General features: G+C 60.7%; 20 protein-coding genes and 2 tRNA genes. 6 read left to right on the top strand and 16 right to left on the bottom strand.

Annotated features, from left to right (window positions below; genetic code table 11):
• Positions 1-22 precede the first annotated feature (22 nt).
• The 4 genes from ACIQUH_RS08910 to ACIQUH_RS08895 all read left to right on the top strand — a co-directional run bounded on the left by ACIQUH_RS08910 (position 23) and on the right by ACIQUH_RS08895 (position 3,881).
• Entirely contained in the window at positions 23-835 is an 813-nt protein-coding gene (locus tag ACIQUH_RS08910; RefSeq protein ID WP_400813827.1) for an HpcH/HpaI aldolase/citrate lyase family protein, read from the top strand.
• Complete coding sequence (locus ACIQUH_RS08905) at positions 836-1,804, top strand: hydroxyacid dehydrogenase (RefSeq protein WP_127755587.1); 969 nt, start codon at positions 836-838, stop codon at positions 1,802-1,804.
• A complete protein-coding gene (locus ACIQUH_RS08900) occupies positions 1,797-2,921 on the top strand; it encodes a Gfo/Idh/MocA family protein (RefSeq protein WP_400813823.1) in 1,125 nt (374 codons plus the stop codon). Before ACIQUH_RS08905 ends, ACIQUH_RS08900 begins: the two co-directional genes overlap by 8 nt.
• 75 nt (positions 2,922-2,996) lie before the next feature.
• Positions 2,997-3,881: a MurR/RpiR family transcriptional regulator gene (locus ACIQUH_RS08895; RefSeq protein WP_080819437.1), complete on the top strand. Its 885-nt coding sequence runs from the start codon at positions 2,997-2,999 to the stop codon at positions 3,879-3,881.
• A 10-nt stretch (positions 3,882-3,891) separates the two neighbouring features.
• On the opposite strand, the gene ACIQUH_RS08890 is transcribed toward ACIQUH_RS08895, so the two are convergent.
• From ACIQUH_RS08890 to ACIQUH_RS08840, 11 genes are all read right to left on the bottom strand, one after another.
• Positions 3,892-4,647 carry a sulfite exporter TauE/SafE family protein gene (locus ACIQUH_RS08890; protein ID WP_236774974.1) on the bottom strand — a complete coding sequence of 252 codons (756 nt, stop codon included), beginning with the start codon at positions 4,645-4,647 and terminating at the stop codon, positions 3,892-3,894.
• Positions 4,648-4,704: 57 nt separating this feature from the next.
• Positions 4,705-5,718 (bottom strand): ABC transporter permease, encoded by a 1,014-nt coding sequence (locus tag ACIQUH_RS08885; RefSeq protein ID WP_046799878.1) that lies wholly within the window; start codon positions 5,716-5,718, stop codon positions 4,705-4,707.
• A gap of 35 nt (positions 5,719-5,753) precedes the next feature.
• Entirely contained in the window at positions 5,754-7,289 is a 1,536-nt protein-coding gene (locus ACIQUH_RS08880) for a sugar ABC transporter ATP-binding protein (protein WP_400813817.1), read from the bottom strand.
• Between the two features lie 86 nt (positions 7,290-7,375).
• Positions 7,376-8,302 (bottom strand): substrate-binding domain-containing protein, encoded by a 927-nt coding sequence (locus ACIQUH_RS08875; RefSeq protein WP_161991693.1) that lies wholly within the window; start codon positions 8,300-8,302, stop codon positions 7,376-7,378.
• Positions 8,302-8,508 (bottom strand): hypothetical protein, encoded by a 207-nt coding sequence (locus tag ACIQUH_RS08870; RefSeq protein ID WP_110758044.1) that lies wholly within the window; start codon positions 8,506-8,508, stop codon positions 8,302-8,304. The genes ACIQUH_RS08875 and ACIQUH_RS08870 overlap by 1 nt, the downstream gene beginning before the upstream one ends.
• Before the next feature lie 306 nt (positions 8,509-8,814).
• Positions 8,815-10,893 carry a penicillin-binding protein 1C gene (gene pbpC / locus ACIQUH_RS08865; RefSeq protein ID WP_400813813.1) on the bottom strand — a complete coding sequence of 693 codons (2,079 nt, stop codon included), beginning with the start codon at positions 10,891-10,893 and terminating at the stop codon, positions 8,815-8,817.
• Entirely contained in the window at positions 10,890-16,346 is a 5,457-nt protein-coding gene (locus ACIQUH_RS08860; RefSeq protein WP_400813810.1) for an MG2 domain-containing protein, read from the bottom strand. The genes pbpC and ACIQUH_RS08860 overlap by 4 nt, the downstream gene beginning before the upstream one ends.
• 118 nt (positions 16,347-16,464) lie before the next feature.
• Positions 16,465-16,653 carry a Trm112 family protein gene (locus ACIQUH_RS08855; protein WP_003497541.1) on the bottom strand — a complete coding sequence of 63 codons (189 nt, stop codon included), beginning with the start codon at positions 16,651-16,653 and terminating at the stop codon, positions 16,465-16,467.
• 11 nt (positions 16,654-16,664) lie between these two features.
• The gene (locus ACIQUH_RS08850) at positions 16,665-17,336 is read right to left on the bottom strand and encodes an LON peptidase substrate-binding domain-containing protein (RefSeq protein ID WP_400813805.1); all 672 of its coding nucleotides are present in this window, start codon (positions 17,334-17,336) and stop codon (positions 16,665-16,667) included.
• Positions 17,337-17,405: 69 nt separating this feature from the next.
• Complete coding sequence (gene trxA / locus ACIQUH_RS08845; protein WP_400813802.1) at positions 17,406-18,374, bottom strand: thioredoxin; 969 nt, start codon at positions 18,372-18,374, stop codon at positions 17,406-17,408.
• Positions 18,375-18,427: 53 nt separating this feature from the next.
• Complete coding sequence (locus tag ACIQUH_RS08840; protein ID WP_400813799.1) at positions 18,428-18,937, bottom strand: prolyl-tRNA synthetase associated domain-containing protein; 510 nt, start codon at positions 18,935-18,937, stop codon at positions 18,428-18,430.
• A gap of 253 nt (positions 18,938-19,190) precedes the next feature.
• On the opposite strand from ACIQUH_RS08840, the gene ACIQUH_RS08835 reads away from it, so the two are divergent.
• Both ACIQUH_RS08835 and ACIQUH_RS08830 read left to right on the top strand, forming a co-directional pair.
• A tRNA-Gly gene (locus ACIQUH_RS08835) sits at positions 19,191-19,265 on the top strand.
• 289 nt (positions 19,266-19,554) lie between these two features.
• Positions 19,555-19,854 (top strand): hypothetical protein, encoded by a 300-nt coding sequence (locus ACIQUH_RS08830; RefSeq protein WP_400813797.1) that lies wholly within the window; start codon positions 19,555-19,557, stop codon positions 19,852-19,854.
• 218 nt (positions 19,855-20,072) lie between these two features.
• Here the strand turns inward: ACIQUH_RS08830 and ACIQUH_RS08825 are convergent.
• The 5 genes from ACIQUH_RS08825 to serA all read right to left on the bottom strand — a co-directional run bounded on the left by ACIQUH_RS08825 (position 20,073) and on the right by serA (position 26,247).
• Positions 20,073-20,149 (bottom strand) — tRNA-Met (locus tag ACIQUH_RS08825).
• 135 nt (positions 20,150-20,284) lie between these two features.
• Positions 20,285-21,481 (bottom strand): tRNA 2-thiouridine(34) synthase MnmA, encoded by a 1,197-nt coding sequence (gene mnmA / locus ACIQUH_RS08820; protein WP_400813793.1) that lies wholly within the window; start codon positions 21,479-21,481, stop codon positions 20,285-20,287.
• 205 nt (positions 21,482-21,686) lie between these two features.
• Positions 21,687-22,877: an OpgC family protein gene (locus ACIQUH_RS08815; protein WP_400813790.1), complete on the bottom strand. Its 1,191-nt coding sequence runs from the start codon at positions 22,875-22,877 to the stop codon at positions 21,687-21,689.
• A 472-nt stretch (positions 22,878-23,349) separates the two neighbouring features.
• Positions 23,350-24,426, bottom strand: a complete 1,077-nt coding sequence (locus ACIQUH_RS08810) for a Tim44 domain-containing protein (RefSeq protein WP_400813788.1) — start codon at positions 24,424-24,426, stop codon at positions 23,350-23,352.
• A gap of 225 nt (positions 24,427-24,651) precedes the next feature.
• A complete protein-coding gene (gene serA / locus ACIQUH_RS08805) occupies positions 24,652-26,247 on the bottom strand; it encodes a phosphoglycerate dehydrogenase (RefSeq protein WP_269346694.1) in 1,596 nt (531 codons plus the stop codon).
• Positions 26,248-26,306 lie beyond the last annotated feature (59 nt).

Raw genomic sequence — 26,306 nt, 5'->3', positions numbered from 1 at the left:
GACATTCTTGCAGGAGAATCCCATGCGGAAAAACAAGTTGAAGGAAATCTGGGCCGAGGGACGTCCGGTGCTGCATGGCTGGCTGTCCATTGCCAGCCCGTTCAGCGCCGAAATCATGGCGGCGCAGGATTACGACGCCATCTCCATCGACATCCAGCACGGCGCGGTCGACTACAAGGACGTGCTCGGCATGTTCCAGGCAATGCGCGCTTCCGACAAGGTGCTGATGGCGCGGGTGCCCTGGCTCGACCCGGCGTGGATATCCAAGATTCTGGATGCCGGGGCCTATGGCATCATCTGCCCGATGATCAACAACCGGGCACAGGCCGAGCAATTCGTTCGTTACATGCGCTACCCCCCGCTCGGGGAACGCAGCTTCGGCCCCACCCGCGCCGTTTACGCCGCAGGCGGCAATTATGCCGCGGAAGCCAATGACGAAATCCTCGCCTTTGCGATGATCGAAACGGCAGAGGCGATGGACAATCTCGAAGAGATTGCCTCCACCCCCGGGCTCGACGGGATTTATGTCGGCCCCGCCGATCTCAGTTTCTCGCTTTCTAAAGGGCAGTTGACACCTGCCTTCGACCGCGAGGAGCCCGAGGTCATTGACGCCATCAAGCGTATCCTCGATGCCTGCCACCGCAACGGCATCAAGGCGGCCCTCCATTGCGGCACAGCGGATTACGCGGCCCGTGCAGTGGAATGGGGTTTCGACATGACCACCGTATCAGGCGATTCCCGCCTGCTGGCTGCTGCAGCGACGGAATCGACCGCGACCTGGCGCAGGCTGGTGGAAAAGACCGCCAAAAAAACCGATGGCAAAGGGGGGTATTGAATGCCGAACCTTCTCGTGGCCGGAAAACTTCATCCTTCCGGCGAGGCCATGCTGCGCGATCTGCCGGCCCTCGGCTTCTCCGTCCGCTATATCGAAGATGTTTCCGAAGCCTCCTACGCGCCTTTCATCGAAGAAGCGGATGCCATCGTCATCCGCACGCAACCGCTCTCGGCAGCCACCATTGCCAGGGCCGGACGGCTGAAAGTGGTGTCACGCCATGGGGTGGGTTACGATAGCGTCGATCTTGCCGAACTGAACCGCCGCAACATCGCCCTCACCATCGTCGGCGACGTCAATTCCGTCTCCGTCGCCGAACATGCGATGATGCTGCTGCTGGCGGCGGCAAAGCGGGCCATACTCGCCGACCGCGCTGTCCGGGAGCCCGGACAGTGGAGCTGGCGCAACAGGCTGGAGCAACAGGAAATATCCGGCAAGAACCTCCTCATCCTCGGTTATGGCCGGATCGGGCGGCATCTCGCCAGAATGGCTTCGGGTTTCGGCATGCATATCCGCGCCTACGACCCCTACCTGCTGCAATCGGGATGGCCCGAAGGGCCAACAAGACCCGTATCGCTGGAAGAGGGCCTGCCCTGGGCCGACTATATTTCCGTGCATATTCCCAAGGGAGCAAGCCCGGCAATCGGGGCCGCCGAAATCGCACTGATGAAACCCGGTGTCGTCCTGTCAAACACGGCCCGTGGCGGTGTCGTTTGCGAAAAGGCGCTCAGCGAAGCACTTGCCTCGGGTCATGTCGGTGCGGCCGGGCTGGATGTCTTCGACGACGAGCCGCCGGAAAGCTCCTCGCCGCTGTTATCGCAGTTCAACACCGTCCTGTCGCCGCATATTGCCGGGCTTACGACGGAATGCGGGGAGAGGATGGCCATCGCGTCCATCCAGAACGCCGTCAATTATCTGAAAGGGACGATCGATCCCGGCCTCATCGTCAATCCGGAATTTGCCCATGTCTGAAAAACCCGTTCTACGCGTCGGCCTCATCGGCACCGGCTTCATGGGCAAAGCCCATGTCTTCGGTTTCGCCTCTGCCCAGAAGGTCTTCGACCTCCCCTACCGGATCGAACTGCACACCGTTGCCGACATCACCGAAGATGCGGCTGCACGGGCAGCTGCGGATTTCGGCTTCGCCCATTCCACGGCGGACTGGCGCAGCATCATCACCGATCCGGATATCGACCTCGTCGACATCACCGCGCCGAACGCCCTGCACAAGGAAATGGCGCTTGCCGCGATTGCCGCCGGCAAACATGTCTATTGCGAAAAACCGCTGGCGCCGCTTGCTGCGGATGCCGGCGAGATGGCCGCAGCCGCGGCTGCGCGTGGCGTCAAAACACAAGTGGGCTTCAACTATCTCTGCAATCCCATGCTGCGGCTGGCGCGGGAAATGGTGGCGGCAGGCGAACTCGGCAAGATACGCGGTTATCGCGGTCTGCATGCCGAAGATTATATGGCTGACGCCGCAGGCGCCTTCACCTTCCGCCACGATCCGGCCGGCGGCGGTGCGCTTGCCGATATCGGCTCGCACGCGCTTGCCACAGCTGAATTCCTGCTCGGCCCGATAACCGAAGTGATGGGAGATTGCGTGACGCTGATTGCCGAGCGGCCGGATGGCAAGGGCGGCACACGCAAGGTGGAAGTGGACGATGTGGGGCGCGCCTTCCTGCGTTTCGCCAATGGCGCGCAGGGTTCGGTTGAAGGCAACTGGATCGCCACCGGCCGCAAGATGCAGCATGATTTCGAAATCTACGGCGACAAGGGCGCGCTTTATTTCACGCAGGAGCGCTTCAACGAGCTGCATTTCTATTCCGCCGCCGATCCAGCCGGCCGCCGTGGCTTCCGCAAAATAGAAGCCTCTCCTGACCACGCACCCTATGGCCGCTTCTGCGTCGCACCCGGCCATCAGCTCGGCTTCAACGACCTGAAAGCCATCGAAATCGAGGGTTATCTCCGGGCGATCGCGGGACAGGCACCAGAGCCTTTCGGCTTCGCCGCCGGCCTGCGCATCCAGCGGCTGGTCGAAACGATCCAGCGCTCGTCATCCACACGGCAATGGATGGATGTCGATGCCTGAAATCCCGGATTAAGCGGCGGGCTGCGGACCTTCATGCCTCTTGGAAAACCGCAATAAATATTGCAAGATCATGCCATGAAGCAACAACCGCAGCCCGTCGACCCTCCGAAAGATTACGAAGAACTGATCCGCCTCATCCATGATCGTCATGATCAGATGAGCAAGACCTATCAGCGGATTTCCGTTTATCTGACGCAGAACCCCAATGAAGTCGCCGTGCATTCGGTCAATACCATTGCAGAGCGGCACAACATCCACGCCTCCAGCTTCGTGCGGTTTGCGCAGTCGCTGGGCTACAAGGGTTTCAAGGAGCTGCAGGCGCTGTTCCAGAAACGGCTGGCGACGGCGGCTCCGGGTTTCGAGGCACGCGTGCGCGCGCTCGACGATGAATTGCAGAGCCGCGAGGACCGTTCGGAATACGGTTTCCTTCACGATCTGGTCGTCAGGGATATCGCCTCGCTACAGGACCTGCTCGAACGCATCAGCGCCGAACAGCTCGGCACCGCCGCCGATCTGATCGAGGCCGCCGGCACCGTCTATCTCGTCGGCCAGCTGCGCTCCGCACCGGTGGCGGAGCTGCTGCGTTACATCCTCACCATGCTCGGTAAGCAATGTATCCTTCTCGATCCGGGCGGCGGGCTCGCCACCCATATGGCGCGGACGATGAAGACCGGTGACGTGCTGATCGCGGTGTCCTTCCGATTTTATGCGACGGAAGTGGTGAATATCGTCGAGGAAGCGGAAAAGATCGGTGTGCCGACCGTGGCGATTTCCGACAGCACCCTGTCGCCGCTGGCAAAATCGGCAAAGGTCCTGTTCTCGGTCCCCGAGCATGATTACAGCTTTTCCCGGTCTCTGGCAGCGCCGATGTGCCTTGCGCAGGCTCTGGCTGTCGCCGTTGCCGCCCGTGTTCAGAAAAACGAGACCGCGCCGCGCATTCCGACGGTGACCGGCCTCTAGGCACTCACACTCAAAGCCCTGTCACGCCGTCCCAGATCAGCTTCACCGCCACCAGCGCCACGGACACATAGGTCAGCGGATAAAAGATCGAGGCGCGCATGTGGCGCACCGTCCAGGCACCAAGCCATGTGGAGACGATCGCCAACGGCACCATCAGGGCGGCGCGGCCGAGATTTTGCGCGCCGAAACCACCGAGAGCCGCATAGGGCACGAGTTTCAGCACATTGGTGATGGCAAAGAACATCACATTGGTGCCGGTGAAAACCTTCGGGTCCATGCGAAGCGGCAGCAGATAGACCTGCAGCGGCGGCGAACCCGCATGGGCGACGAAACTGGTGTAACCCGCAAGCAGGCTCCAGAAGCGTCCCGCCATCGGCCGCTCCTTCGCAACCGTCACCAGAACGCCCCTTGAAAGCACGACGCGCAGCACGAACACGGCCGAGACAAGGCCGACGATCAGGCGCACCACGGCATCCGAGGTGATCTCGGCGGTCATCCATCCAAGCCCGATGCCGAGAACAGCTGCCGGCAGAAGCTGTCGCATGATCCGCCAGTCGACCCATTTGCGCCAGGCCGCCACACCGACCATGTCCATGACCACCAGAATGGGCAGCAGGATGGCGGCCGCCGTGACCGGTGACATCACCAGCGCCATCAGCGGCACGCCAAGCAGGCTCATGCCGCCGAGCCCGCCCTTGGAAAGCCCGACCAGCACGACGGCAAGCACGGTGACGCCCAGTTCCAGAGGAGAGTTGAAAAGGTTCAAGCGCATCTCCTCGGCATTACTCCCGGCACCCCTGCCGGGGCACCGCGCGCATGGATATCAGCCCTTCCGGAGCCGGGCTTTTTGACGGTAGACATCAGCAACGACCGCGCTGACGATGATCAGTCCCTTGACGATCTCCTGATAGTAAGCATCCACACGCAGAAATGTGAAGCCCGACATCATCAGACCGAGGATCACCGTGCCGATAACGGTGCCGAAAATGCGTCCCCGCCCGCCGGAAAGGGATGTGCCGCCGATGACCGCCGCAGCGATGGCGTCGAGTTCGTACATCATGCCCATGCCGGCCTGCGCCGTTTCCGCACGGGCGGCGGTGACGATGCCGGCGAGACCCGCGAGCAGGCCGGCAATGGCATAGACCTTGACCAGATGCAGCTGGACATTGATGCCCGACACGCGGGCCGCCTGCATGTTCGCGCCGATCGCATAGGTGAACTTGCCATAACGCGTATAGCGCAGGGCAATGTGGAAGGTAACGGCGACGAGAAGGAAGATGACGACCGGCCATGCGCCCGAGCCGATCGATGCGAAGCTCTCCGTCGGGAAGGAGATCGGCTGCCCCTTCGTATACCACTTGGCGATGCCGCGTGCGGTCACCATCATGCCAAGCGTGGCGATGAAGGGCGGTATTCCCGTGACCGCGATGAGCATGCCGTTAACGATGCCGGCAATCAGGCCGAGACCGAGGCCGACGGCCAGCGGCACCACCACGGGCATATCGGTAAGCGCCGGATAGATCGCCCGGGCGAAATCGCTGCTTTGCGCAAAACTCATGGCGATCATGGCCGTCATCGCCACCACCGAGCCCGAACTGAGGTCAATGCCGCCGGTGATGATGACCTGGGTGACCCCGACGGCGATGATGCCGACGACGGAGACCTGCAGGATCATGATCGTCAGGCGCTGCGGACTGCCGAGAAAGCTCTGCCCCTGCACGAACCAGCCGAGCAACTCAAATACAAGTGCGACGCCGATCAGCACGGTCAGAATATTCAGTTCCTGCGGCAGCTTGCGCCTTTTCCGTTCGACCGGTTCGGTCTGTACGCTATCCATGATTTTTCCTCCCCGGCATTGCCGCCGTCGCAGCCTCAGCGGGCCGCCAGTTCCATGATTTTGACTTGGTCCGCGTCGGCGCGATCGAGAATCCCGGTCATATGCCCCTCATGCATCACGACAATCCGGTCGGACATGCCGAGAACCTCCGGCAGTTCCGACGAGATCATGATGACGGCGACACCTTCCTTCGCCAGACTGGAAATCAGGCGATGGATTTCCGCCTTGGCGCCAACATCGATGCCGCGCGTCGGCTCGTCGAGGATGAGGATTGCCGGTTTCGTCAGAAGCCAGCGGGCGATCAGCACCTTCTGCTGGTTGCCGCCGGACAGGTTTTCGATCCGCTCGTCGAGATCGGGCGTCTTGATGCGCAGCGCCTTTTTCATGTCGTTGCACAGCACCGTCAAACCGCGCTCATCAACATAACCCATCGCCGCATGGCCATTCTGGAGGGCCGCGATCTGCATGTTTTCAAGGATCGAAAGCGGCAGAAAACAGCCGGTTGCCTTGCGGTCTTCCGTCAGCAGCGCCATGCCCCTGCGCATCGCATCCGCCGGCGAATGGATCGTGACCGGGGCGCCGTTGATGCGGATGGTCCCTTCGCTCGCCGGCACCACTCCGAAAATCGCTTCGGCGACGTTGGAACGGCCGGATCCCACCAGCCCCGCCACGCCGAGGATTTCGCCACGATGCAGATCGAAGGAAATACCGCGGAAAACGCCGGACAAGCCGAGATCGCGGACCTCGAGAACCACATCGCCGATCGATGCCTCCTGCTTGGGAAACATGTTGGTGATCTCGCGTCCGACCATCATTTTTATGATGTCGTCGCGCGTGACATCGGTGCTCGCATGGGTTCCGACATATCGCCCGTCCCGAAACACCGAAAACTCGTCGGCGATCTCGAACAGCTCGTTCATCTTGTGGGTGATGTAGACGATGCCGATATTGCGTGACCGCAGATCGCGGATGATATCGAAGAGATGCGCGACCTCGGACTCCGTCAGGGCCGATGTCGGCTCATCCATGATGAGCACGCTGGACTGGTAACTGACGGCCTTGGCGATTTCGACCATCTGCCGCTGCGCCACCGTCAGCGTGCTGACCTCCGCCGCCGGATCGATATTGATCTTCAGCTGGTTAAACAGCGCCTGCGTCTCCGCCAGCATTTTCGCATGGTCTATGAGGCCGAGACGGTTTTTCGGTTCGCGGCGGATCCAGATATTCTCCGCCACGGTCATCCAGTCCATCAGCGCCAGCTCCTGATGGATCATGGCGATGCCGCGCTCCAGCGCATCCCGAGGACTTTTGAGGCGGACATCCTCTCCTCGCAGCCTGACGGTGCCGGCATCCGGGCTGTAAATACCGGCGATGATCTTCATGAGCGTCGACTTGCCGGCGCCATTTTCGCCCATCAGCGCGTGCACGGAACCGGGGCGCAGCCGAAACTGCACATCATCCAGCGCAACGACACCCGGAAATTCCTTGCGCACCCCCTCGATTTCGAGAAGGTAGGGGCCGGCGGCCTGCTTGAAGCGTTCGATCGCCTCTAAGGTGGTTGTGGAAATCATATCTCACCCGTCCTTTATCCGGCCAGCGGCCGGGCCGTGATTTGCTGTGCCGGCGACCGAGACAATGCCCGGTCGCCGGCCACAAATCAGTTGTTGGACTTGTATTGAGCGACATTGGCGGGGGTGACGAGTTCAAAGGGCACATCGACCTTGTGCTCGAATTTTTCACCGCGCGCGATTTTAAGGACGGTATCGAGAGACCCTTCGCCCTGACCCTTGGCGGACTGGTAGACGGTGACGTCAAGGTCGCCCGCTTCCATCGCCGCCAGCGCATCCTGCGTTGCATCAACACCGGCGACAATGACATCCTTCATGCCGACGCCGGATGATTTCAACGCCTGGATCGCGCCGAGCGCCATCTCATCATTGTTTCCAAGCACGATGGTCGGCTTCATTCCGGATGTGATCCAGTTCGTCATCAGGTCCATGGCGGGAGTCCGCATCCAGTTTGCGGTCTGCGCGTCCAGCACCTTGATGTCCTTGCAGGCATCGCTTTTGAGGACACGTTCAGCCGCCGCGGTGCGGCCGCGCTGGCCGGTGGTACCGAGTTGCCCCATGAGAATGACCGCATCGCCCTTGCCGCTGGCAAGCTTGCAAACCTCTGTTGCCTGCAATTCGCCGGCCTGTTCCTCATTGGAACCGACCCATGCCTGCTTTTCCGGGAATTTTTCCATATTGGCCGGCAGCATGTTCACGAAGACCAGCGGGATCCCCGCCTGATCGGCAATCTTCGACATCGCCCTGCCGGAATCCGCATCCACCAGCATGGTGATGATGCCATCAACGCCAGCCGCCACGAAGTTTTCGATCTGCGACTGCTGGCGGGCGATATCGCCCTGCGCATCTTCCATCTGGACTTCGACGCCGAGGTCCTTGGCATGGCGCTGAATGTTGTGACGTAATACGGTGAGATAATTGTCGTCAAAGAGCGACATTGCCACGCCGATCTTCTCGGCATGGGCAGCGTTTGCCATCAGGGCGCAGAATGCGGTTGTGATTACGATTTTTTTGATCACGAGATTTTCTCCTCCTCTTTTCCCCGCACGTGACGAATGTGTGCGATCACCCAAACCGGCGCCTCCCGGCCGTCTCCAGGCATGGCTTCGCCGGTGACGGATGCAGCAGCAAAATCCGCCTCAAGCGAAGTCATGTCCTGTCGATCAGTCGAAACAGCAGCACTGTTTGCGCGCAGCTTTAGTGCTGCGCCCGTCTCTCCCATGCGACCGGGTATTTTCCGGGCGCAGTTTCAACATAGCGGGATGGAACAGGATTCGCAACAAAAATTGCAGGATTTCTATACGGCAATAAAATTTCCAAAATCTCACTCGTGGGCCGCGGGCCACTATACGCCGGAAGATGATTGGGGAGAGCGCCAGACCCGGATGCCGGGGCTTCGCGGACCGCACGGCACGACTGGAGCGTTGTCGCATTTCCGGAGGGAAACCCGGGAGCCACTTTTCCTGGATATGTTCTATATCGCTTTTGGGGAACAGCAGTTGAAAGCGGCACTGTCAGGCCGCAAAAATCACTCGACGAAAATCCGCACGCTCGAGGCGCGGCCATCGGCATCGATCACCGTGAGGGTGGAAAACCCTTGCCCCTCGGGTCGCCACTCGCTGTTGCGGCGATGGGAAGCGTCGGGCAGAGGCATGCCATTCGCGAGCCAGCGGAAGGGAGCGCGCCCGCCTTGCAGCTTCAGCACCAGCGGTGAAATGCCCGACTGGCCGGAAAGCTCAACCCTTGCTCCTTCCGGCGGATAAACGATGCGCGGGGCGCTTTCGCGTCTCGAGGCCGAAAGCAGGCCGCTTGCGGTCAGGGTGAAACGCCGCTGGTTGGCGGGAAGGTCGGTGACGGCAACGCGCGCCACACCGGAGGGTGCGCCGGGCATCGGCGTGATCGCCACACCGGATTTTGCGAAGGCCTCGAACAGGATCGGGGCCGCTGTCGCGTAACCGGCAATACCCGGCACCGCGCCATTATCAGCCCGGCCGACCCAGACGCCGATCACGTGCCGCCCGTCATAGCCCACCGACCAGGCATCGCGATAACCGTAACTCGTGCCTGTCTTGTAGGCGATGCCGCGCTGTTTCATACCGAGCGGCGGCAGCACGCCGGAAAGTATGTCGGAGACATTCCAGATCGCAGCATCGGAAAACAGCCGGTCACCGGCAAGGCGCTCAGGGACTGAGCGGACGCCGTCGCCCAACCGCACGGGATCACCGTTGCCGGCAAGCCCGGCATAAAGCTGCACCAGATCAACAAGCGAAATACCCGCCCCGCCAAGCGCAATGGCAAGTCCGGGCGCCTCGCTTGACGGCAGCACCAGCCGGACGCCCGCCCGCCGGAACCGCACCATCAGCGCCGATGGGCTGACGGCATCCAGCAGCTTGACGGCGGGTACGTTGAGCGACAGTTGCAGGGCCTGCCGGATGCTCACATCGCCCTGATAATGCATATCGAAATTGCGCGGTCGATAACCGGAAAAATCCGCCGGGCGATCCTCGATGATGGTTTCCTGCCCGACAAGACCGTCTTCAAAGGCAAGGCCATAGATGAACGGCTTGAGGGTGGAACCCGGCGAGCGTATCGCCCGGCTCATCTCAACGAAACCGCGCCTCGCCGTATCGAGATAATCCGCCGAGCCGACCTCCGCGAGAATATCACCGGTCTGCGCGTCGGCCATGACGATCGCGACGGAGACCTTGTCTCCGAGCTTTTCCGCCGCATGGCGGGCAACCCCCTCGAGCTCCCGCTGGATCGGCAGTTTCAGCGTCGAGCGCGCTTCTGTGGTATTCGGAAATTTCGCCCGCGCGGCGACGGCCATATGTGGCGCATAAGCCGGCAGGTCGCGCCGGCTGGCGGGCACGGCGGAAAGAGACGCCCGCTCCGCTTCCCCTTCGCCCACCACGCGTTCGACGGCAAGCCGTTGCAGCACTCGCTCGCGCGCCTGCCTTGCCGCTTCCGGAAAACGGTCCGGACGACGTTTCTCCGGCAACTGCGGCAGCGCCACCAGAAGGGCCGCCTCCGCCGTATCGAGCCGGCCCGGCTCCTTGCCGAACCAGGCGAGGCTTGCGGCCCTGACGCCTTCGAGATTGCCGCCATAGGGCGCGATATTCAGATAAAGATCGAGGATATCAGCCTTGTCGAGCCGTCTTTCGATCTGGAGCGCCCGCATGGCCTGCAGCAATTTTGCCGAGAATGAGCGGTCGGCACGCGGCTCGATCAGCCGCGCCACCTGCATGGAAAGAGTCGAGGCGCCTGAGACGATCCGACCGTTGCTGGCCAGTTGCCAGGCGGAGCGCATAAGCGCCCATGGGTCGACCCCGTGATGATCGTAGAACCGCTGGTCCTCATAAGCGACCAGCATGCGCAGGAACTGCGGATCGACCTCGGCTGCAGCCGTTTTCAGCCGCCAGCGGCCGTCCGATGTCGCAAAGGCGCGCAACAGCTTGCCGTCGCGGTCCAGCACCTCGAAGGATCGTTGCTGCGCAGCCTCCAGCGGCGGCGGATAGGCCTTGTCCAGTGCATCAAGACCGAAGGCCGCGCCGCCGAGAAGCAGCGCGGCTGACACGATGCCGACGATGATCGCCTTGCGTCGCCTCATGGGTTTGCCGAGCGCACCTCCATGCGGACGGTTGCCGTGCGGGCGGCAAATTGCGGCCGGTACATATCTTCAACCGAGGCTGCCGGATGGTCATAAGTGCCCGGAGTGACGGCGCGGACGACATAGGCAAGCGTGATCTCCGAACTGTCGCCGGCCGAGCGGTCGAAGGCCGCCACGAAGCGGTCGTAGCGGAATTCGGTATGGGCCGCTTCCGTTTCCGGCAACCAGTCGAAATTCGAAAGCGCTGCCGAATTGACGAGGCTCGGATTGTCGATTTCGAAACCGGAGGGCAGCAGATCCGTCACGAGAATGCGCGACTGCCAGTTATTTTGCGGCACGACGTTCAGCACCGCGACATAACGCTCGTTTTGCGTGACCTCGCTCGGGTTCACCTCCTCGCCATCCATGGAATAATAGGTGCGGGTGATGGTGAAGCCTTCGCCGCCCGCCGCAAGCGGTTGGGCCGGCGGTGCCACGGTGGTGACAACAGCCGTAACCGGATCGGCCGACGCATTGGCGATCTTCAAGGGAGCTGCCAGCAATTCATCGCCGCTCATCCGCTTGCCGAAACCGCCGGTCTGCAGATCACCGTTCACATCGAGGCGGATATCCTTGTCCTCGCCTTTGACGGCACGGGCGGCCAGCAGCATCCAGGCCTGCTCCTGCGTGCTGGTATAGGGCTTCTTTTCCCATTCCTTCGCCACCGCACCGGCAAGCTGCGGCACGACGGCCGGAACCGGACGGCTTTCGGCCGCAAGCGCCAGCGTCGCCGCGCCGTCACGCAGCGCAGAGCCATAATCTGCCCGCGCCAAGCTGACATTGGTGGCACGGCTTGCCATATCGAGCGAAGCGCCGAACACACTCTTCGAACGGGCCTGATCGCCATAAAGTGAAAGGGCGGCGGCAACCTGCGCCTTGGCAAGCGGCGTCGGGAAGTCGGCAAGCGCCGTATCGGCGTAATAACGCAGATCGTTGATCGCCGCCTTGCGGTTGCGTGCCAGCACATAAAGCGAATAGGCGATCTCGTTACCACGATCCTTGACGTTGCTGTCATAGGAAAGACCGTTCTGCAGATTGTTCAGCGCCTGCACCATAGCCGCTTCGGGAACATCGTAATTCTGCTCGCGGGCGCGGGTCAGGAAGTCGCTGATATAGGCATCGAGCCATAGATCGCCATAACCCGGCGACCAGAGGCCAAAACTGCCGGAACTGGACTGGAAGGACAGCACCCGGTAAATCGCCTCCTGCACCCGCTTGCGGGTATTGGGGTCTTCGGCCATGCCACTATCCTTCGTCAGCTCCGAAAGGTAGAGCAACGGCAAAGCACGGCTCGTCGTCTGCTCGGCGCAGCCGTAAGGATATTTGTCCAGCATCATCACCAGCGCCGGAATATCAAAGGCGGGCGAACGCGTGACATTGACGGCGACGGAGGAGCCGAGCAGCATGCTGTCGGCCAGAAGATCGCCGTTGATCGTCAGGCTGCTGTTCGGCGCAATCTTGATTTCGCGCCGCGTTGTGACGGGCAGAACGGCCGGGCGCACCGGAACATTCAGAACCTGCTCCAGTGAAAGACCGGCGGGATTGGAAACCCTGATGGTGATTGCGCCATTGCCGGGCTGTTCGCCCGTCAGCGGAACCGTCAGCGACGACTTGCCGCCCTTTTGAAGCGCCAATGTCTGCGACATCTCGCCCTGATCGACCGTCAAGGCCGTGTTGCTTGTGACATCCAGCCGGTAATCGCTGGCCTCGCCATCGGTATTGGCGATATCGAGCCGCAATTGCGAGACATCGCCGGGAGCGAGGAATTTCGGTGCACTGGCCGTAACGACCACGGGATCGCGGATGACGGCATCGGAGACAGCATGGCCAACACCCGTCTTCGTCCAGGCCACAGCCATGATGCGGGCAGTACCGTTGAACTGCGGAATATCGAAGCTCACCGTCGCCTTGCCGTTAGCGTCGAGTTCGACCGGACCGGCAAAGAAGGCCACCAGCTTTTCGGTGGGCGGGCTGCCCTGAAGGGCGGCGCCTGCGCCATCACCGCCGGTACGCAACCGGCCGGTGGTACCAAGCGAACCGTCAATCAGGCGGCCATAAAGGTCGCGGATTTCCAGCCCCAGCCGGCGCTGGCCGAAATACCATTCATCCGGCTTCGGCGGCTCATAGCGGGTGAGGTTCAGGATGCCGACATCCACGGCCGCAACGATGGCATAGGCCTTTTCGCCGACACCAGCGCCCGCAACCGTGATCGGAATTTCAAGCGGCTGGCGCGGCAGCGTCTTCTGCGGCGCGCCGAGGGTGACGGCCAGCTTGCGCTCGGCCGGATCGACGGCAAGCCATTTGATGCCGATGGCGCGCATCGGCATGCGGCTTTCCTGCGCATCGCCGGGCCGGAACAGCGTGGCCGTGACGTAAGCGCCCGCACCCCATTCCTCGGTGACCGGAATGTCGATCTCGCCGCCATCCGCGCCGATCTCGGCATTCTGAACGGAAATCAGCTTCTCGGAACCGGACGTGATCATCAGTTCGCCGGCAAAACGTGAGGAAACCTTGAGTTTGGCCGTATCGCCGATCTTGTAGCTCTGTTTGTCCAGCGCGATTTCCAGCGCATCCGGCGTTTCGGTCGAGCTTGCCTCAACGTAAAAACCGGCATCGAATTCAACGCTGGAAACCGGTGCACCATTACCGGCACCCTCCACTTCCAGCCGGTAGCGGCCCCAGGTGACCGGCACGGAAATCTCGCCGCCATTGGCATCGACGGACAAGCTGCCGGCTTCCTGCTGTTTGGTATATTCCACCGGCTCATAACGCCAGGAATTGCCCTGACGATACCATTGATAGTTACGCTCGACCTTGATGAGCTTCCAGTTGAGGCCGCTCATCGCCTGTTTTACGCCATCGGCATCAACGCCGATGATGTGGAAACGGCCGACGGAATTCTGGGCGAGGTCGCCCGAAAATTGCGGCTTGATGCCGATGACAGAGGCTTCCGCCTTGATAGGCAACGTCAGCGAGCGCTCCACCGCACGCCCACCCGCCTCCTGCATGCGCACGGTGATGTTGGCGGAAAGCAGCTGCGTGGTGGAGGGCAGGTCGGTCAGATCGACATTGAAGCTCGCCTTGCCCTCTTCGTCCAGAACCGGCAGATCGGCAAGCGTGGTACGGTTTTCCTCTTCGCTTTCCTCATCGGCCAGACCAAAGAGATAACCTTCGAAATCGGCGCTGGTGCGCGTCGGCTTGATCGCGACCTCGCCTTCCAGCGTCAGGCCGGCAGCGGGCGCGCCATAGAGATAACGGCCATCGACGTCGATTGCCGTTTCCGCAGCCGGGTCGATCTGTTTTGCCTTGCTGGAAAGATCGAACTCGGTGCGATCAGGCACGAAATCATCGACGAGGAAGCTTTTTTCGCTGATGGCAGCCGTCTTCGGGTCGGTATGGATGCGCATTGTCCAGGTGCCGCGCATGGCATTTGCCTGCAATGGCAAATCGACCGCATGGCCGCCCAGCGCCTTGCCGTCGCTGACGAAACGCCGGTCCTCTACACCGTCAGGGCGCGAGAAGATGAAAGTGAGCGGCAGATCCTCGATTGCCTTGCCGTCGACATCGCGGGCAAGCGCTGCCGCATGCACGGTCTCGCCGGCGCGGTAGATGCCGCGTTCGGTCCAGCTGAACACATCGATCGCGCCGGGTGCTGCACGTCCCGTCACGCCGCGGTCGGAGAGATCGAAGCCGGCGCGTGTCATGTCGAGGAAGACGTAATCCTTGTCGCCGTTGCGTGCAGTCAGGATTGCGGGCGCCTGCGCAGCCGTGCCGCGCATCAGGCCGGCGGAAAACACCGCGCGGCCGTCCGCGTCGGTTTTTGCCGTGCCCAGCACCTCGTTATTCTTGGCGAGCAGCTGCAAATCCACATCCGCAAGTGGTTTTGCGCTGCCAAGCGCACGAACGAAAACATTCAGGCCGTCGGTGCCGGCATAGGTGGTGATCCCGGTATCGGACACCAGGAACCATTGCGTGGCGCGCGAATCCCATGTTTCCGGTGCGGTGCCCGGCGGCACGGCGGTCAGCACATAGATGCCGGGCTTGCGCTCCGGCAAGGCCTCATCCACCGGGAAGCTCGTCACCACATCCTTGTTGAGATCGGGCTGGATATCGATCGAGCCTTGCCAGACGAGTTCGCCGAGCTCGTTTTCGATGCGGTCGGCATTGTAACCGTCCATCTGCGTCAGAAACTGCGAATTCGCAAGCAGCGAGGTGATATTGCGGTCGCCGACGCGATAAAGCTTCAGGTCAGCCTTGTCGGCATTCACAGAAACAATCGGTATGCCACGGCGCGCGGTGCCCGGCAGGACGAAATTCTCACCCGTGAAGCGTACGCTTGCGGCGCGGTCACGCACGTAGATATCGAGATCGACCTGCTTTTCCAGGGGCTCTTCCACCGAAGACGGCAGGCCGGCGCGAAACGCGATCTTGTAACGCTGGCCATGGGTCAAGCCTTCCACGCAGATTTCGCTGCCCTTGGCCTCAATGGCCTTGGGTGCGGCAGCGTCCAGCGTGATGAAGGAGGAATAATCGACGCCGTTCTTCACCAGCGGTTCGGAAAACTGCACGCAGGCGCGCGGGCTGACGCTATCCGTATCCACGGTATTGTTGATGACGCGGAAACCCTGACGCGTGCGCAGATCGGCATAGGCCGCCTTGGTCTGCGCATTGTCTGACAGCGCAAGGCTCTCCTTATAGGCATTGAGTGCTGCGCGATAATTCTGGGTTCTTTCGAAAGCCTTCGCCAGCCGGTTCAGGGCCTCGGTACGGGCGCTGACCGTGCGGCTGAGCTGATAGGCGTTGATGGCGGCGGACGCCGCCTGCCCGGCAATCGTATAATTATCGGTGACCTGCGCCGCCTTTTCTGAAAGCTCCGCCCAGAGCGCGCCATCGTCAGGCGTGATTGCGAGGGCCTGTTTATAGGTCGTGACCGCATCGGGAATATTGCCCGCAGCTGCCTGCTGCCGCGCCGTCTGCACGAGGGTTTCCAGCCCCTGTTCGCCCTCACCATCATTCGCCGCAAGGCCGGATTTCAACCGACGCGCTTCCTGCTGCAGGCTGTCGGTCACGAAAGACAGGCGCTGCGGCGCGCCGATATCGGCTTCCGCGGCCACTTCCACGATCTTGCCGGCAACCGCGCCCGGGAAAGCGTTCAGCTGATTGAAATCCGACTTGAGGAAGCACCATTTCACCTTGGGATTGTAGGTAAAGGCCTTGCAGGCGGTATCGCCGACGCAAATCTCGCCGCATTGTTCCAGCGAAACATTCTGCTCCGTCCTGAGGTCGAAGCCGAAATAATCGCCATTTTGGGTGGTAACGACCTTGCGGGAAGGCTCCGCCGCCATGGCTGGCGGAAAAATGAGGGCGGTTGAGACCGCAACCAGCGAAATCCGGACGAGCGCGCGCAACGACATCAGTTTTCTCCCCGCAACAGACATGTCGGGCGGGACTCTGGTCAAATCCACGCATGGTTGTCAACGCATCTTCGTCAATTCACGTCATGCAATGCGGGAAGGCGGGTAAGCGGGAAGGTTAGTCTTCTATTTTGCGCGCTTCCGAGATCAGCATGATCGGCACGCCGTCGCGGATCGGATAAGCGAGCCTCGCGCTTTCGGAGATGAGTTCATTGCGGGCGCGATCGTAGGAAAGACGCCCCTTCGTCAAAGGGCAGACCAGAAGCTCCAGGAGCTTGGGATCGACATTGCTCATCCTGTCGTCCATGGGTGGCGATCCTATTGCAACACGTTGCCGCCCTCGCCCGATCCCTGGGCAAGAACGATCTCGGTAATGGCGATCAATGTCTCGGCCCGCGTCTTCAGATCAGGCGCTTCCAGCAGCGCCTGTTTCTCAGCCGGTCCGAAGGGAGACATCATGGAAAGCGAATTGACGAGAACACGATTGCCCGCCCTTTCCACGCTTTCCCAATCTGCTTCCAGCTGGTTCGCGTCAAGAAACGAGCGGAACACTCGGAGCAGATTTTCGCGGTCAACGGCCTCTTCGTCATATTCGCCGGAAAGATCGGCGATGAAGGGCGCATGCCGGAAGCTGCGATAGGGTTTGCCCGCCTCCACCTCTTCCAGCAGGCGGAAACGGCACACACCGGTGAGCGAAATGATATAACGGCCATCACCGGTTTCTGAAAAGGATGTGATGCGGCCGAGGCATCCGACTGCGCTCAGTGGCCCGCCTTCAAGGCTTGCCTCGATGACGTGAAGGGCCGGCTGCACCATACCGATAAGCCGATGGCCCGCCAGTGCCGTGTCGATCATCGCGAGATATCGCGGCTCGAAAATATTGAGCGGAAGATGGCCTTCCGGCAACAGCAGGGCGCCTGGTAGGGGAAATACCGGCACGGTTTCCGGCAGGTCGTCGTTCTTCACATATCTCGCATTTCCGACATGCATGGGATTCAAGCCCCCTGTTCATTGCTGCCCGGCCGGCGGTTCAACCGCCACGGCCGGGATATGCCCGCATTACGAAAACAGTATCGCCGAAAGCTTTCTGCGGCCGGCAACCGTTGCCGGATCCTTGAAGCCCCAGGCCTCGAAAAACTCCAGAAGCTGGCGGCGCGCGCCGTCGTCATCGAAGGTCCGGTCCTTGCGCATGACGTAGAGCAGATGATCGGCGGCCTCATCGCGCCGGCCTTGAGCATTCAGCACCTTGGCAAGCTTCACCCGCGCCTCGTGACGATCGGGATCGAGCGCCAGCTCGCGTTCCAGCGCCACCGGGTCGCCGATCTTGCGAGCTTCCTCATATTGCGCGATCTTTTTCGAAACGAGCTGAATGCCCGCATCTTCGGTAAGTTCCGCAGGCAGCGAAGAGAGCAGTTCGCTTGCCCGCTCATATTGGCCGGCCGCGATCATGCATTCGGCGATACCGGCAATCGCTGCGGGATTTTCCGGATCGGCCTGCATGACGGCACCGAAAAGCTGCGCGGCACCGTTAAAATCGCCATCCGCCAGAAGCTGCTTCGCCTCCGTCAGAACGGCCTCGATCTCGGCCTTGGGATCGCCCGCGTCAGGCCCGGCGATCTTCTCGATGAACTGCTTGATCTGGCTTTCCGGCACCGCACCCATGAAGCCATCCACCGGCCGGCCGTCGGCAAAGGCGACGATGGCCGGAATGGACTGGATACCGAGCTGGCCGGGAATCGACGGATGGTCGTCAATATTCAGCTTCACGAGCTTCACGCGGCCATTCGCCTCGTTGATGACCTTCTCGAGCACCGGCGTCAGCTGCTTGCACGGGCCGCACCAGGGCGCCCAGAAATCCACCAGAACCGGCTGGCGGCGCGATTCCTCAAGGACGTCCTTAGAGAAACCCGCCGTCGTGGTGTCCTTGATGTGGCCGGAGGCCGCACCGTTCAGCTCACCATTATGATGGGCGCTTGCGGTCATCTGCCCGCTATAGGAACCGCCGTAAGGATTATTCGTGCCGCTCATGCCGGTCTCCCGTAACCTCTGTCACATGTCTTATTTGAAGCAAAGATCGTATCTCACTCGCTGACTTTCAAGACAAGCGGCGCATGTCCGGTTGCCTCAAGAAAGCGAACGAGATCCTTGGACGCGATCGTCGTTGTCTGGTCGTTGGAAAGCGGATGGCCATTGACCAGCTCGTTTTCCAGAAGCCCGCTGTCGAGCACGAAGGTGACCTGCCTGTCGGTGTCGTTGATGGCTCCGAACACCGTCACAGAGCCCGGCACGACGCCGAGATATTCGAGCATTTTTTCCGGTCTGCCAAAGGACACGCGGCTTGCCGCACCGATGGTCTTGTGAACGCTCTTCAGATCGACGACCGCATTTTCCTCAACGGTCAGAACGAAATACTGATCCTTCTTGTCCTTCACAAAGAGGTTCTTTGTATGGCCGCCGGGAATGAGGTCGCGCAGTGACTGAGACTCGGCGACGGTAAACACCGGCTCGTGCTGCTTTGTGGTGTGGGAAATGCCGAGCCCGTCGAGAAACTCGAACAGCTCCGTTGCCGTCTTCCGGGAATTTTCCGCCATATCCTGCCGCCTGCCTCTGCCGATTCCACTATCCTTGTTTCCTGATTAAGGGGGCAACTGACGCTTGGCAACGCAGGAAAAACCAGCGGGAGGAAAAATTCTCAATCATTTCCGCCGCTTGTCGCATTTCTCAAAGAAATTTTCGTGTTTTTGTCATTTCCCTGTTGCATTCCAAAATCGATTGAGCGATATAGCGCCCGTCGCCACTTGGCGGCCCACGGTTCAGCGAACTACCCCGGACCGGTGGATTTGAGCGGGTGTAGCTCAGGGGTAGAGCACAACCTTGCCAAGGTTGGGGTCGAGGGTTCAAATCCCTTCGCCCGCTCCAAATTTCCAAAAGATAGAACATTCATCAAAGTGTTCATCCCTTCGCGCGTCGCCTCGTTCCGTGTCATGCGGCTTGACACTTGGCCTTCTCAGCACCCCTGTCGGCAAAGCGCGACGGAAATTATCCCCCAGGCGGAACCTATGCGGAAGATATCCGTTTCAGACCCGAGGCTCCTAACCTCAGTTCCCCTCTGATTGCCCGCCATGAGCGGGCATTTTTTTACCGGCACCCCTGGAACAGCTTATGTGCGCAACACGTTCTCCTGCGTTGTTCAACGCGGGGAAGAGCCATGTCCGCATATCCCAGAAGAATTCTCTTGATTGCCGCATTCGCCACCTTGTCGATATCGGGCACATCGCTTGCCGCAGATATGACGGTTTATCGTGAGGAACGGGTTTCGCCGTACAAAACACATCATCAACCGCGGCGGATCGAAAACATCCATTCAAATCCCGCGGAAACGCGCTGCAGTGAAAATATCGTCTCCTACCGCTCCCCTTACGAACGGTATACGGAACCGGTCACGCTCTGCCATCCGCCGATAAACTGGAGAACAGGGCCATCAACAGCAACAATATGGTCGCCTTGATCTTGCCATAATTCATTTGATGTGCTTTTGTGCAGCCGCCCTTGTGGGAGGGGGTAGAGGTTGAGACCCGCTGGCTGCATTTTGGCAGTAGGCGGGTTTCCCTTTTTTTGGGCGACACTTACCGGCAAACGTCATCTGATCCATCGTTTCTCAGACTTGGAGAAACAACGAAACCCGTCGCAAAACGGTGCGGATTTGATTTTTCATAGGAAGGAAAGTGGTAGCGGGAGAGGGACTTGAACCCCCGACACGCGGATTATGATTCCGCTGCTCTAACCACCTGAGCTACCCCGCCACAGGGGAAACGTGACAGTCATGTGACCGGCCGCTCCATCAGGATGAGCGGCTTATAAGGTGCCGCTCCCCAAAGTGTCAAGCGCAAGATGCGCAAAAAATTCGCTTTCCACATCGCTGCAAAAAGCGAATGGTTTCAGGCGGCAACCGGCTTTTCCAGAAGCGCCTTGAGCGACGCCTCGGCTTCCGCCGAGCGTTCCGACCGTTCGATGAAACCGCCGCCATAAACGCGGGCATCCGCGCCCGGCGCGGAATAGAGCACGCAGGCTTGACCGGGGGCGACACCCGCCTCCCCCGTCATCAGGTCCACATAGATGCCGTTTTCATCGGCATGCAGCACCGCTTCGGTCGGCGGGCGGGTGGAGCGCACCTTTGCAAAGCAGGCAAAGCCCTGCCCCGCATCATCCGTCAACTCGCCGTCGCCCAGCCAGTTCATGTCACGCAGATAGACGCGGCGGGTTTCCAGCGCTTCACGCGGGCCAACGATCACCCGGCGGCCCCGCGCATCGAGATGCACGACGTAGAGCGGCTCGCCCGTCGCGACACCAATGCCACGGCGCTGGCCGATCGTATAATGCACGATGCCATCGTGGCGGCCGAGCACGCGCCCGTCGAGATGGACGATATCGCCCGCCAACGCCGCATTCGGCTTCAGCTTGTTGATGATATCGGTATATTTGCCCTGCGGCACGAAACAGATGTCCTGGCTGTCGGCCTTCTTGGCCACCACAAGCCCCATATCTTCCGCCAGCGCCCGCGTTTCAGCCTTGGAGAGGCCACCGAGCGGAAAGCGCAGATAATCGATCTGCTCCTGCGTCGTGGCAAACAGGAACCAGCTCTGGTCACGGTCGCTGTCGATCGGCCGATAGAGCGCCCGCCGCCCCGGCTGGCCGGAAACGGGATTGGGACGCGAGCGGATATAATGGCCGGTCGCCAGCGCATCCGCTCCAAGTTCCTGTGCAGTCGCCAGCAGATCGGCGAATTTTACCGTCTGGTTGCAGGCCACGCAGGGGATCGGCGTCTCGCCCATCGCATAGGCTTCGGCAAAGGGATTGATGACGGTTTCGCGGAACCGCGCTTCGTAGTCCAGCACATAGTGGGGAATGCCGAGCGTCTCGCAGACCCGGCGCGCATCGTCAATATCCTGTCCCGCGCAACAGGATCCGGCGCGGTGCACGGCAGCGCCATGGTCGTAGAGCTGCAAGGTGATGCCGAGGACATCATAGCCCTCGCGCTTGAGGATACCGGCCACAACAGAAGAATCGACGCCACCGGACATGGCGACAACGATCCGGGTATCTTCCGGCCTCTTGTCAAAATCGAGCGTATTCACGTTTTTTCCCATCGTCAGTCATAACGGGGGTAAAGGCCCCGCCGCCTGTCGGTCATCCGCCACGAGAACCCTTGGCCATCGATCGGGCCGTCTGCTCGTCATCCTGCGGATTTAAGGGCTGCATATAGAAAGGAATGGCCGCGCACGCAAGTACGGGGCGGAAAACCGCCCCGTAAAGCCATCAAATTCGGGTCGTGACAGGCCGTTAAGCGCCGGCCGTCTTCTGGCCACTGCTGCCGAACCACCTGTCGCGTTCTCGCCACAGGGCCGGCAAGGCCAGCAATCCGATGGCCGTGAAGGCGATCAGCGTCTTGTTAAGCTGCGACAGTTCCGCCGTGCGGCCATCCAGATAATAGACGCCATACACGATCGCGACGTGCCAGACATAGACCTGCAGCGAATGGCGGCCGAGCAATTGCAGGAATTTCAGCGACAGCACCCAGATGACGCCTTCGGCGATGCAGCGCACGAGCGGGCGATGGTGATGGGGACCCGCAATCACCAGCCAGGTGAGGCCGACACCAACAGCGAGGAAGTTGATGAGGTAGACCGGGCCGAAATCGGCGCGGATTTCCATCGTGGAAAATTTACCCATCATGAATTCCGGCATCAGGCCCCAGGCCGTGGCGATGCGCAGCGGCATGAAGAACAGGCAGATGACAAGCGCGGCCTTCGGCAGCCACGTATGCTCAGGCGAGAAGATCGCCTTCCATGGAATGCGGTTCTGCGCCGTCATCGCGCCCATGACCAGCGCCGAATAGAAGACGAGCTGCCAGCCGAGCAGGTTGAAGCTGACGCGGATACCCTGTTCGTCCGCACCCTTGACGAGTTCGTTGAGCGGCGTCGTCACGATTTGCTGCAAGCCGAGCTGACCCGCCATCCAGACCAGCAGGGAGCCCGCCATGACATAGGCCCACTTGCCGTCGAGGCAAAGCTTCACCAGAACGGGCGCGAAGATCATGTAGACGATATATTGCGGCAGAATATCCATGAAGGTCGGCTGGAACAGGAAGGTGGCAATCGCCGCCAGACGCAACGGATCATCGAAGGTCGTCATGCCGAGCCAGTTGTACCAGATATAGGGGGCGTGCGGGATGATCATGCGGAAGAACAGCACAGCGATGACGAGGCCCATCGCATAACGATAGAGCTCCATCGCCCGGTTCCAGATCATCTGCTTGCCGGCATCATAGCCGTATTTCATCATCTTGCGCGCATAGACCATGCCGATCAGCAGGCCGGACAGGAACACGAAGCCCTGCGCGTCCTCGACAAAGGCAAACTGCCGGTGATTGATTTCCACCAGCCAGAAGCCGCCGGCAAACACCAGATGGTTGATCAGCATGAAGACGAGGAAGTAACCACGCATCCCGTCGATCAGGTCAAAGCGTTTCATCTCGATAGCTCTCCGTTCTCGCAGGGCCTGCATTGCCCGGCCACCCAGCCCGGCCTGGGAGGGGCCGGGGATTGGATTGTCAACGCCGTTTTGCGGCTGAGGTTCCCTTTCCAAAGCGGTTTAGAACCGGCGCGAAAAGTCACATTGACGTGTATGCATTCTGGTTAGGACCTAGGGACTGAATGCCGGATGAATAAAAAAAGGCAATTCCGTGAAGCGGACGAGCCATGCGCGGGCAACATGCCGCGACAAACAGGGCTCAAAGCCTTGCATAGCAAGGCGAAGCCGAATTCACCACCAATGACCGGCGGAGATATCACCCGTTAGATTTATCAGTCGTTTTTTTGGAGCACCTCGCCACGCCTTTGGCCGATCGAGCGTCGGCGTGACCATGCTTCACGCAGCGAGACGAACAAAGGCCCGGCGGTAACAAAACCGCCGGGCCTTTATCTGTTAAAGTCGATCCGATTCGTCAGGCAGCGGCCTGGATGGCGGCGACCTGCCAGTTGTCGTTGCCGGGGCGGCGGACGAAGGTCCACATTTCCACCGCTTCGGACGGATGCTGTTCGTCACCCTCGATCACCTTGCCGGAGGTGCGGTCGCGCATCACGTCGATGGCGGAGTAACGCATGGCGACCGTTGCATAATCCTGGCCCTCTTCGTGCCATGCTTCAGCGACGTCGCCCTGCAGCAGCGTCACATCGCGCACGTCGTTTTTCACGCCGCTGGTTGCGTTGTCGCTCAGTTCCTCGGCCAGATAGGACATGGCTTCCGGCGTTGTCAGCTTGCGCAATGTACCGTAATCCTCGGCGGCATAAGCAGCCTGCACGTCTTCCAGCATTTTCTGGAAGGTTTCGAGGTCGCCCTGGGTGATGCCGATTTCATCGCCTTCCGACATGGCATTGGCATGGGGCGTCGGCTTTGCCGCTGCGGCAGAAGCGGCCGCCGCACCACCCGCAGCACCGGCAAGTGCGCCGATCTTCGGAATCTTGAACGAGGATGCGGCAGAACCCGCCTGCGAACCGCCATTATAGGAGGAACCGGAATGATCCGTGCGCTGCGATCCGCTGGCCGAGCCATAAGCGGGCTGGCCCTGACGGCGCGAAGCGAAGAAACGCATGGCAAGCATGACCAGCAAGCCGATCAGCGCCACCTGCAGCAGCATGCCGAAGAAACCGGCCATGCCGCCAAAGCCGCCGCCCAGAAGCATGCCGAACAGACCGCCCATCAACAGGCCGCCCATCAAACCACCCATCATGCCGCCAAACAGGCCACGATTTTGCTGTGGTGCCTGCGCGCCGGGACGGGCCGGCTGAGCAGCATTGGGCGTTGCCGGGTTGGTGTTGGGCGTCATGCTGCGGTTGATCGGCGCGGTCTGGCCGGGCGCCGTGCTGGTCGAAGGCGGAGCGGAATAGGTCCGCGTGCCGCGGCTGCCGAAACCGCCGCTCGCGCGGCGCGCCTCTGCCATATCAACCGCCACGAAAGACACCGCGATACCCAGCGCGGCGACTGCGAACAAACCCTTGAAGCGCCGAAAGGCAGCAAACATCACTATCTCCTGTTGGCCGCCCTCCCATGAGCGGCATGTCAGCAGGCGATATAGCAACTCATGATCATCATTTTTAGAGCACCCGGCTTAAATTTTTTGTGATATGCAACCAAAGCGCGATACCGGCTTGTTACGTTACCAATCTGGCGGCCGGAAAACCAAAAAACCCGGCACAGGGTTTCCCCTGCACCGGGCCTTATTGTCCCCTTGGGAGGAACGATAAGATCAGTCGACGTTAAACGTCAGCGGCTTGACCTGACGGATCGCCGGGTTGGCGCGCAGCTTGTCGAGCACGGTTTCGGAAACCGGGCCATCGACATAAAGCAGCGCGATGGCGTCGCCGCCTTCCTTTTCACGGCCGAGCTGGAAGTTGGCGATGTTGACGCCAGCCTCGCCGAGCGTGGTGCCCATGAAGCCGATCATGCCGGGAACGTCGGTATTGGTGATGTAGATCATGTGCGATCCGACATCGGCATCCATGTTGATGTTCTTGATCTGGATGAAGCGCGGCTTGCCATCCGAGAACACCGTGCCGGCAACCGAGCGGATCTGGTTTTCCGTCTTGACCGTCAGCTTGATGTAACCGTCATAAACGCCGGTCTTGTCGCGCTTGACTTCGGAAAGGATGATGCCCTTTTCCTTGATCATGACCGGTGCGGAAACCATGTTCACGTCAGCAACCTGACTGCGGATGAGACCGGCCAGCAACGCGCTGGTCAGCGCCTTGGTGTTCATGTTGGCGGTTGCGCCATCATAGAGAATTTCGATTTCCTTGGTGGCGCTTTCCTGCACCTGACCGACGAAGGAGCCGAGAACATCCGCGAGACGAATGAAAGGCTTCAGGCGCGGCGCTTCTTCCGCGGTGATCGACGGCATGTTGATGGCGTTGGAAACGGCACCCTTGACGAGGTAATCCGACATCTGCTCGGCAACCTGCAGGGCAACGTTCTCCTGCGCTTCCGTGGTCGAAGCACCGAGATGCGGCGTGCAGACGACGTTAGGCAGGCCGAAAAGCGGGCTTTCGGTGGCGGGCTCGACTTCAAACACGTCGAAACCAGCGCCGGCGACATGGCCGGACTTGATGGCTTCGGCAAGGGCTGCCTCATCCACCAGACCGCCACGGGCGCAGTTGACGATACGCACGCCCTTCTTGGTCTTTGCAAGGTTTTCAGCGTTGAGAATGCCGCGGGTCTTGTCGGTCATCGGCACGTGCAGGGTGATGAAATCGGCCTGGGCCAGCAACTCGTCCAGCTCAACCTTGGTCACGCCCATTTCCTGCGCACGCTCGGGAGACAGGAAGGGGTCATAGGCCAGAACATGCATCTTGAGACCGAGCGCACGCGAGCAGACGATGGAGCCGATGTTGCCGGCGCCGATGACGCCGAGCGTCTTGCCGGTGATTTCGACACCCATGAATTTCGACTTTTCCCACTTGCCGGCCTGCGTGGAGCTGTCGGCGGCCGGAAGCTGGCGCGCGACGGCGAACATCAGCGCGATGGCGTGTTCGGCAGTGGTGATGGAGTTGCCGAACGGCGTGTTCATGACGATGATACCGCGGCGCGAGGCAGCCGGAATATCGACATTGTCGACGCCGATGCCGGCGCGGCCGATGACCTTGAGGTTGGTCGCGGCCTCGATCAGCTTTTCGGTCGCCTTGGTGGCGGAACGGATGGCCAGACCATCGTAATTGCCGATGATTTCGGCAAGCTTGTCCTTGTCCTTGCCGAGCTTCGGCTGGAAATCGACTTCGACGCCACGATCGCGGAAGATCTGGACGGCGGTTTCCGACAGTTCGTCGGATACGAGTACGCGAGGTGCCATGGTTCACGGGCTCCTTGGAGGAAACGATTGAGATGTGCGAATGGAGAATGCGCGGCCCT

Origin of the sequence: Agrobacterium sp. NPDC090283, assembly GCF_044769685.1 — a bacterium.
Taxonomy (GTDB): Bacteria; Pseudomonadota; Alphaproteobacteria; order Rhizobiales; family Rhizobiaceae; genus Agrobacterium.
This window is presented reverse-complemented; position numbering and strand designations above follow the sequence as displayed.

Excerpts from the sequence above, each read along its gene's own strand:
- ACIQUH_RS08910 (WP_400813827.1), top strand. The coding sequence starts at position 23 with ATGCGGAAAAACAAGTTGAAGGAAATCTGGGCCGAGGGACGTCCGGTG.
- ACIQUH_RS08905 (WP_127755587.1), top strand. The coding sequence starts at position 836 with ATGCCGAACCTTCTCGTGGCCGGAAAACTTCATCCTTCCGGCGAGGCC.
- ACIQUH_RS08900 (WP_400813823.1), top strand. The coding sequence starts at position 1,797 with ATGTCTGAAAAACCCGTTCTACGCGTCGGCCTCATCGGCACCGGCTTC.
- ACIQUH_RS08895 (WP_080819437.1), top strand. The coding sequence starts at position 2,997 with ATGAAGCAACAACCGCAGCCCGTCGACCCTCCGAAAGATTACGAAGAA.
- ACIQUH_RS08885 (WP_046799878.1), bottom strand. The coding sequence starts at position 5,718 with ATGGATAGCGTACAGACCGAACCGGTCGAACGGAAAAGGCGCAAGCTG.
- ACIQUH_RS08880 (WP_400813817.1), bottom strand. The coding sequence starts at position 7,289 with ATGATTTCCACAACCACCTTAGAGGCGATCGAACGCTTCAAGCAGGCC.
- ACIQUH_RS08870 (WP_110758044.1), bottom strand. The coding sequence starts at position 8,508 with ATGGGAGAGACGGGCGCAGCACTAAAGCTGCGCGCAAACAGTGCTGCT.
- pbpC (WP_400813813.1), bottom strand. The coding sequence starts at position 10,893 with ATGAGGCGACGCAAGGCGATCATCGTCGGCATCGTGTCAGCCGCGCTG.
- ACIQUH_RS08860 (WP_400813810.1), bottom strand. The coding sequence starts at position 16,346 with ATGTCGTTGCGCGCGCTCGTCCGGATTTCGCTGGTTGCGGTCTCAACC.
- ACIQUH_RS08855 (WP_003497541.1), bottom strand. The coding sequence starts at position 16,653 with ATGGACGACAGGATGAGCAATGTCGATCCCAAGCTCCTGGAGCTTCTG.
- ACIQUH_RS08850 (WP_400813805.1), bottom strand. The coding sequence starts at position 17,336 with ATGCATGTCGGAAATGCGAGATATGTGAAGAACGACGACCTGCCGGAA.
- trxA (WP_400813802.1), bottom strand. The coding sequence starts at position 18,374 with ATGAGCGGCACGAATAATCCTTACGGCGGTTCCTATAGCGGGCAGATG.
- ACIQUH_RS08840 (WP_400813799.1), bottom strand. The coding sequence starts at position 18,937 with ATGGCGGAAAATTCCCGGAAGACGGCAACGGAGCTGTTCGAGTTTCTC.
- ACIQUH_RS08830 (WP_400813797.1), top strand. The coding sequence starts at position 19,555 with ATGTCCGCATATCCCAGAAGAATTCTCTTGATTGCCGCATTCGCCACC.
- ACIQUH_RS08815 (WP_400813790.1), bottom strand. The coding sequence starts at position 22,877 with ATGAAACGCTTTGACCTGATCGACGGGATGCGTGGTTACTTCCTCGTC.
- ACIQUH_RS08810 (WP_400813788.1), bottom strand. The coding sequence starts at position 24,426 with ATGTTTGCTGCCTTTCGGCGCTTCAAGGGTTTGTTCGCAGTCGCCGCG.
- serA (WP_269346694.1), bottom strand. The coding sequence starts at position 26,247 with ATGGCACCTCGCGTACTCGTATCCGACGAACTGTCGGAAACCGCCGTC.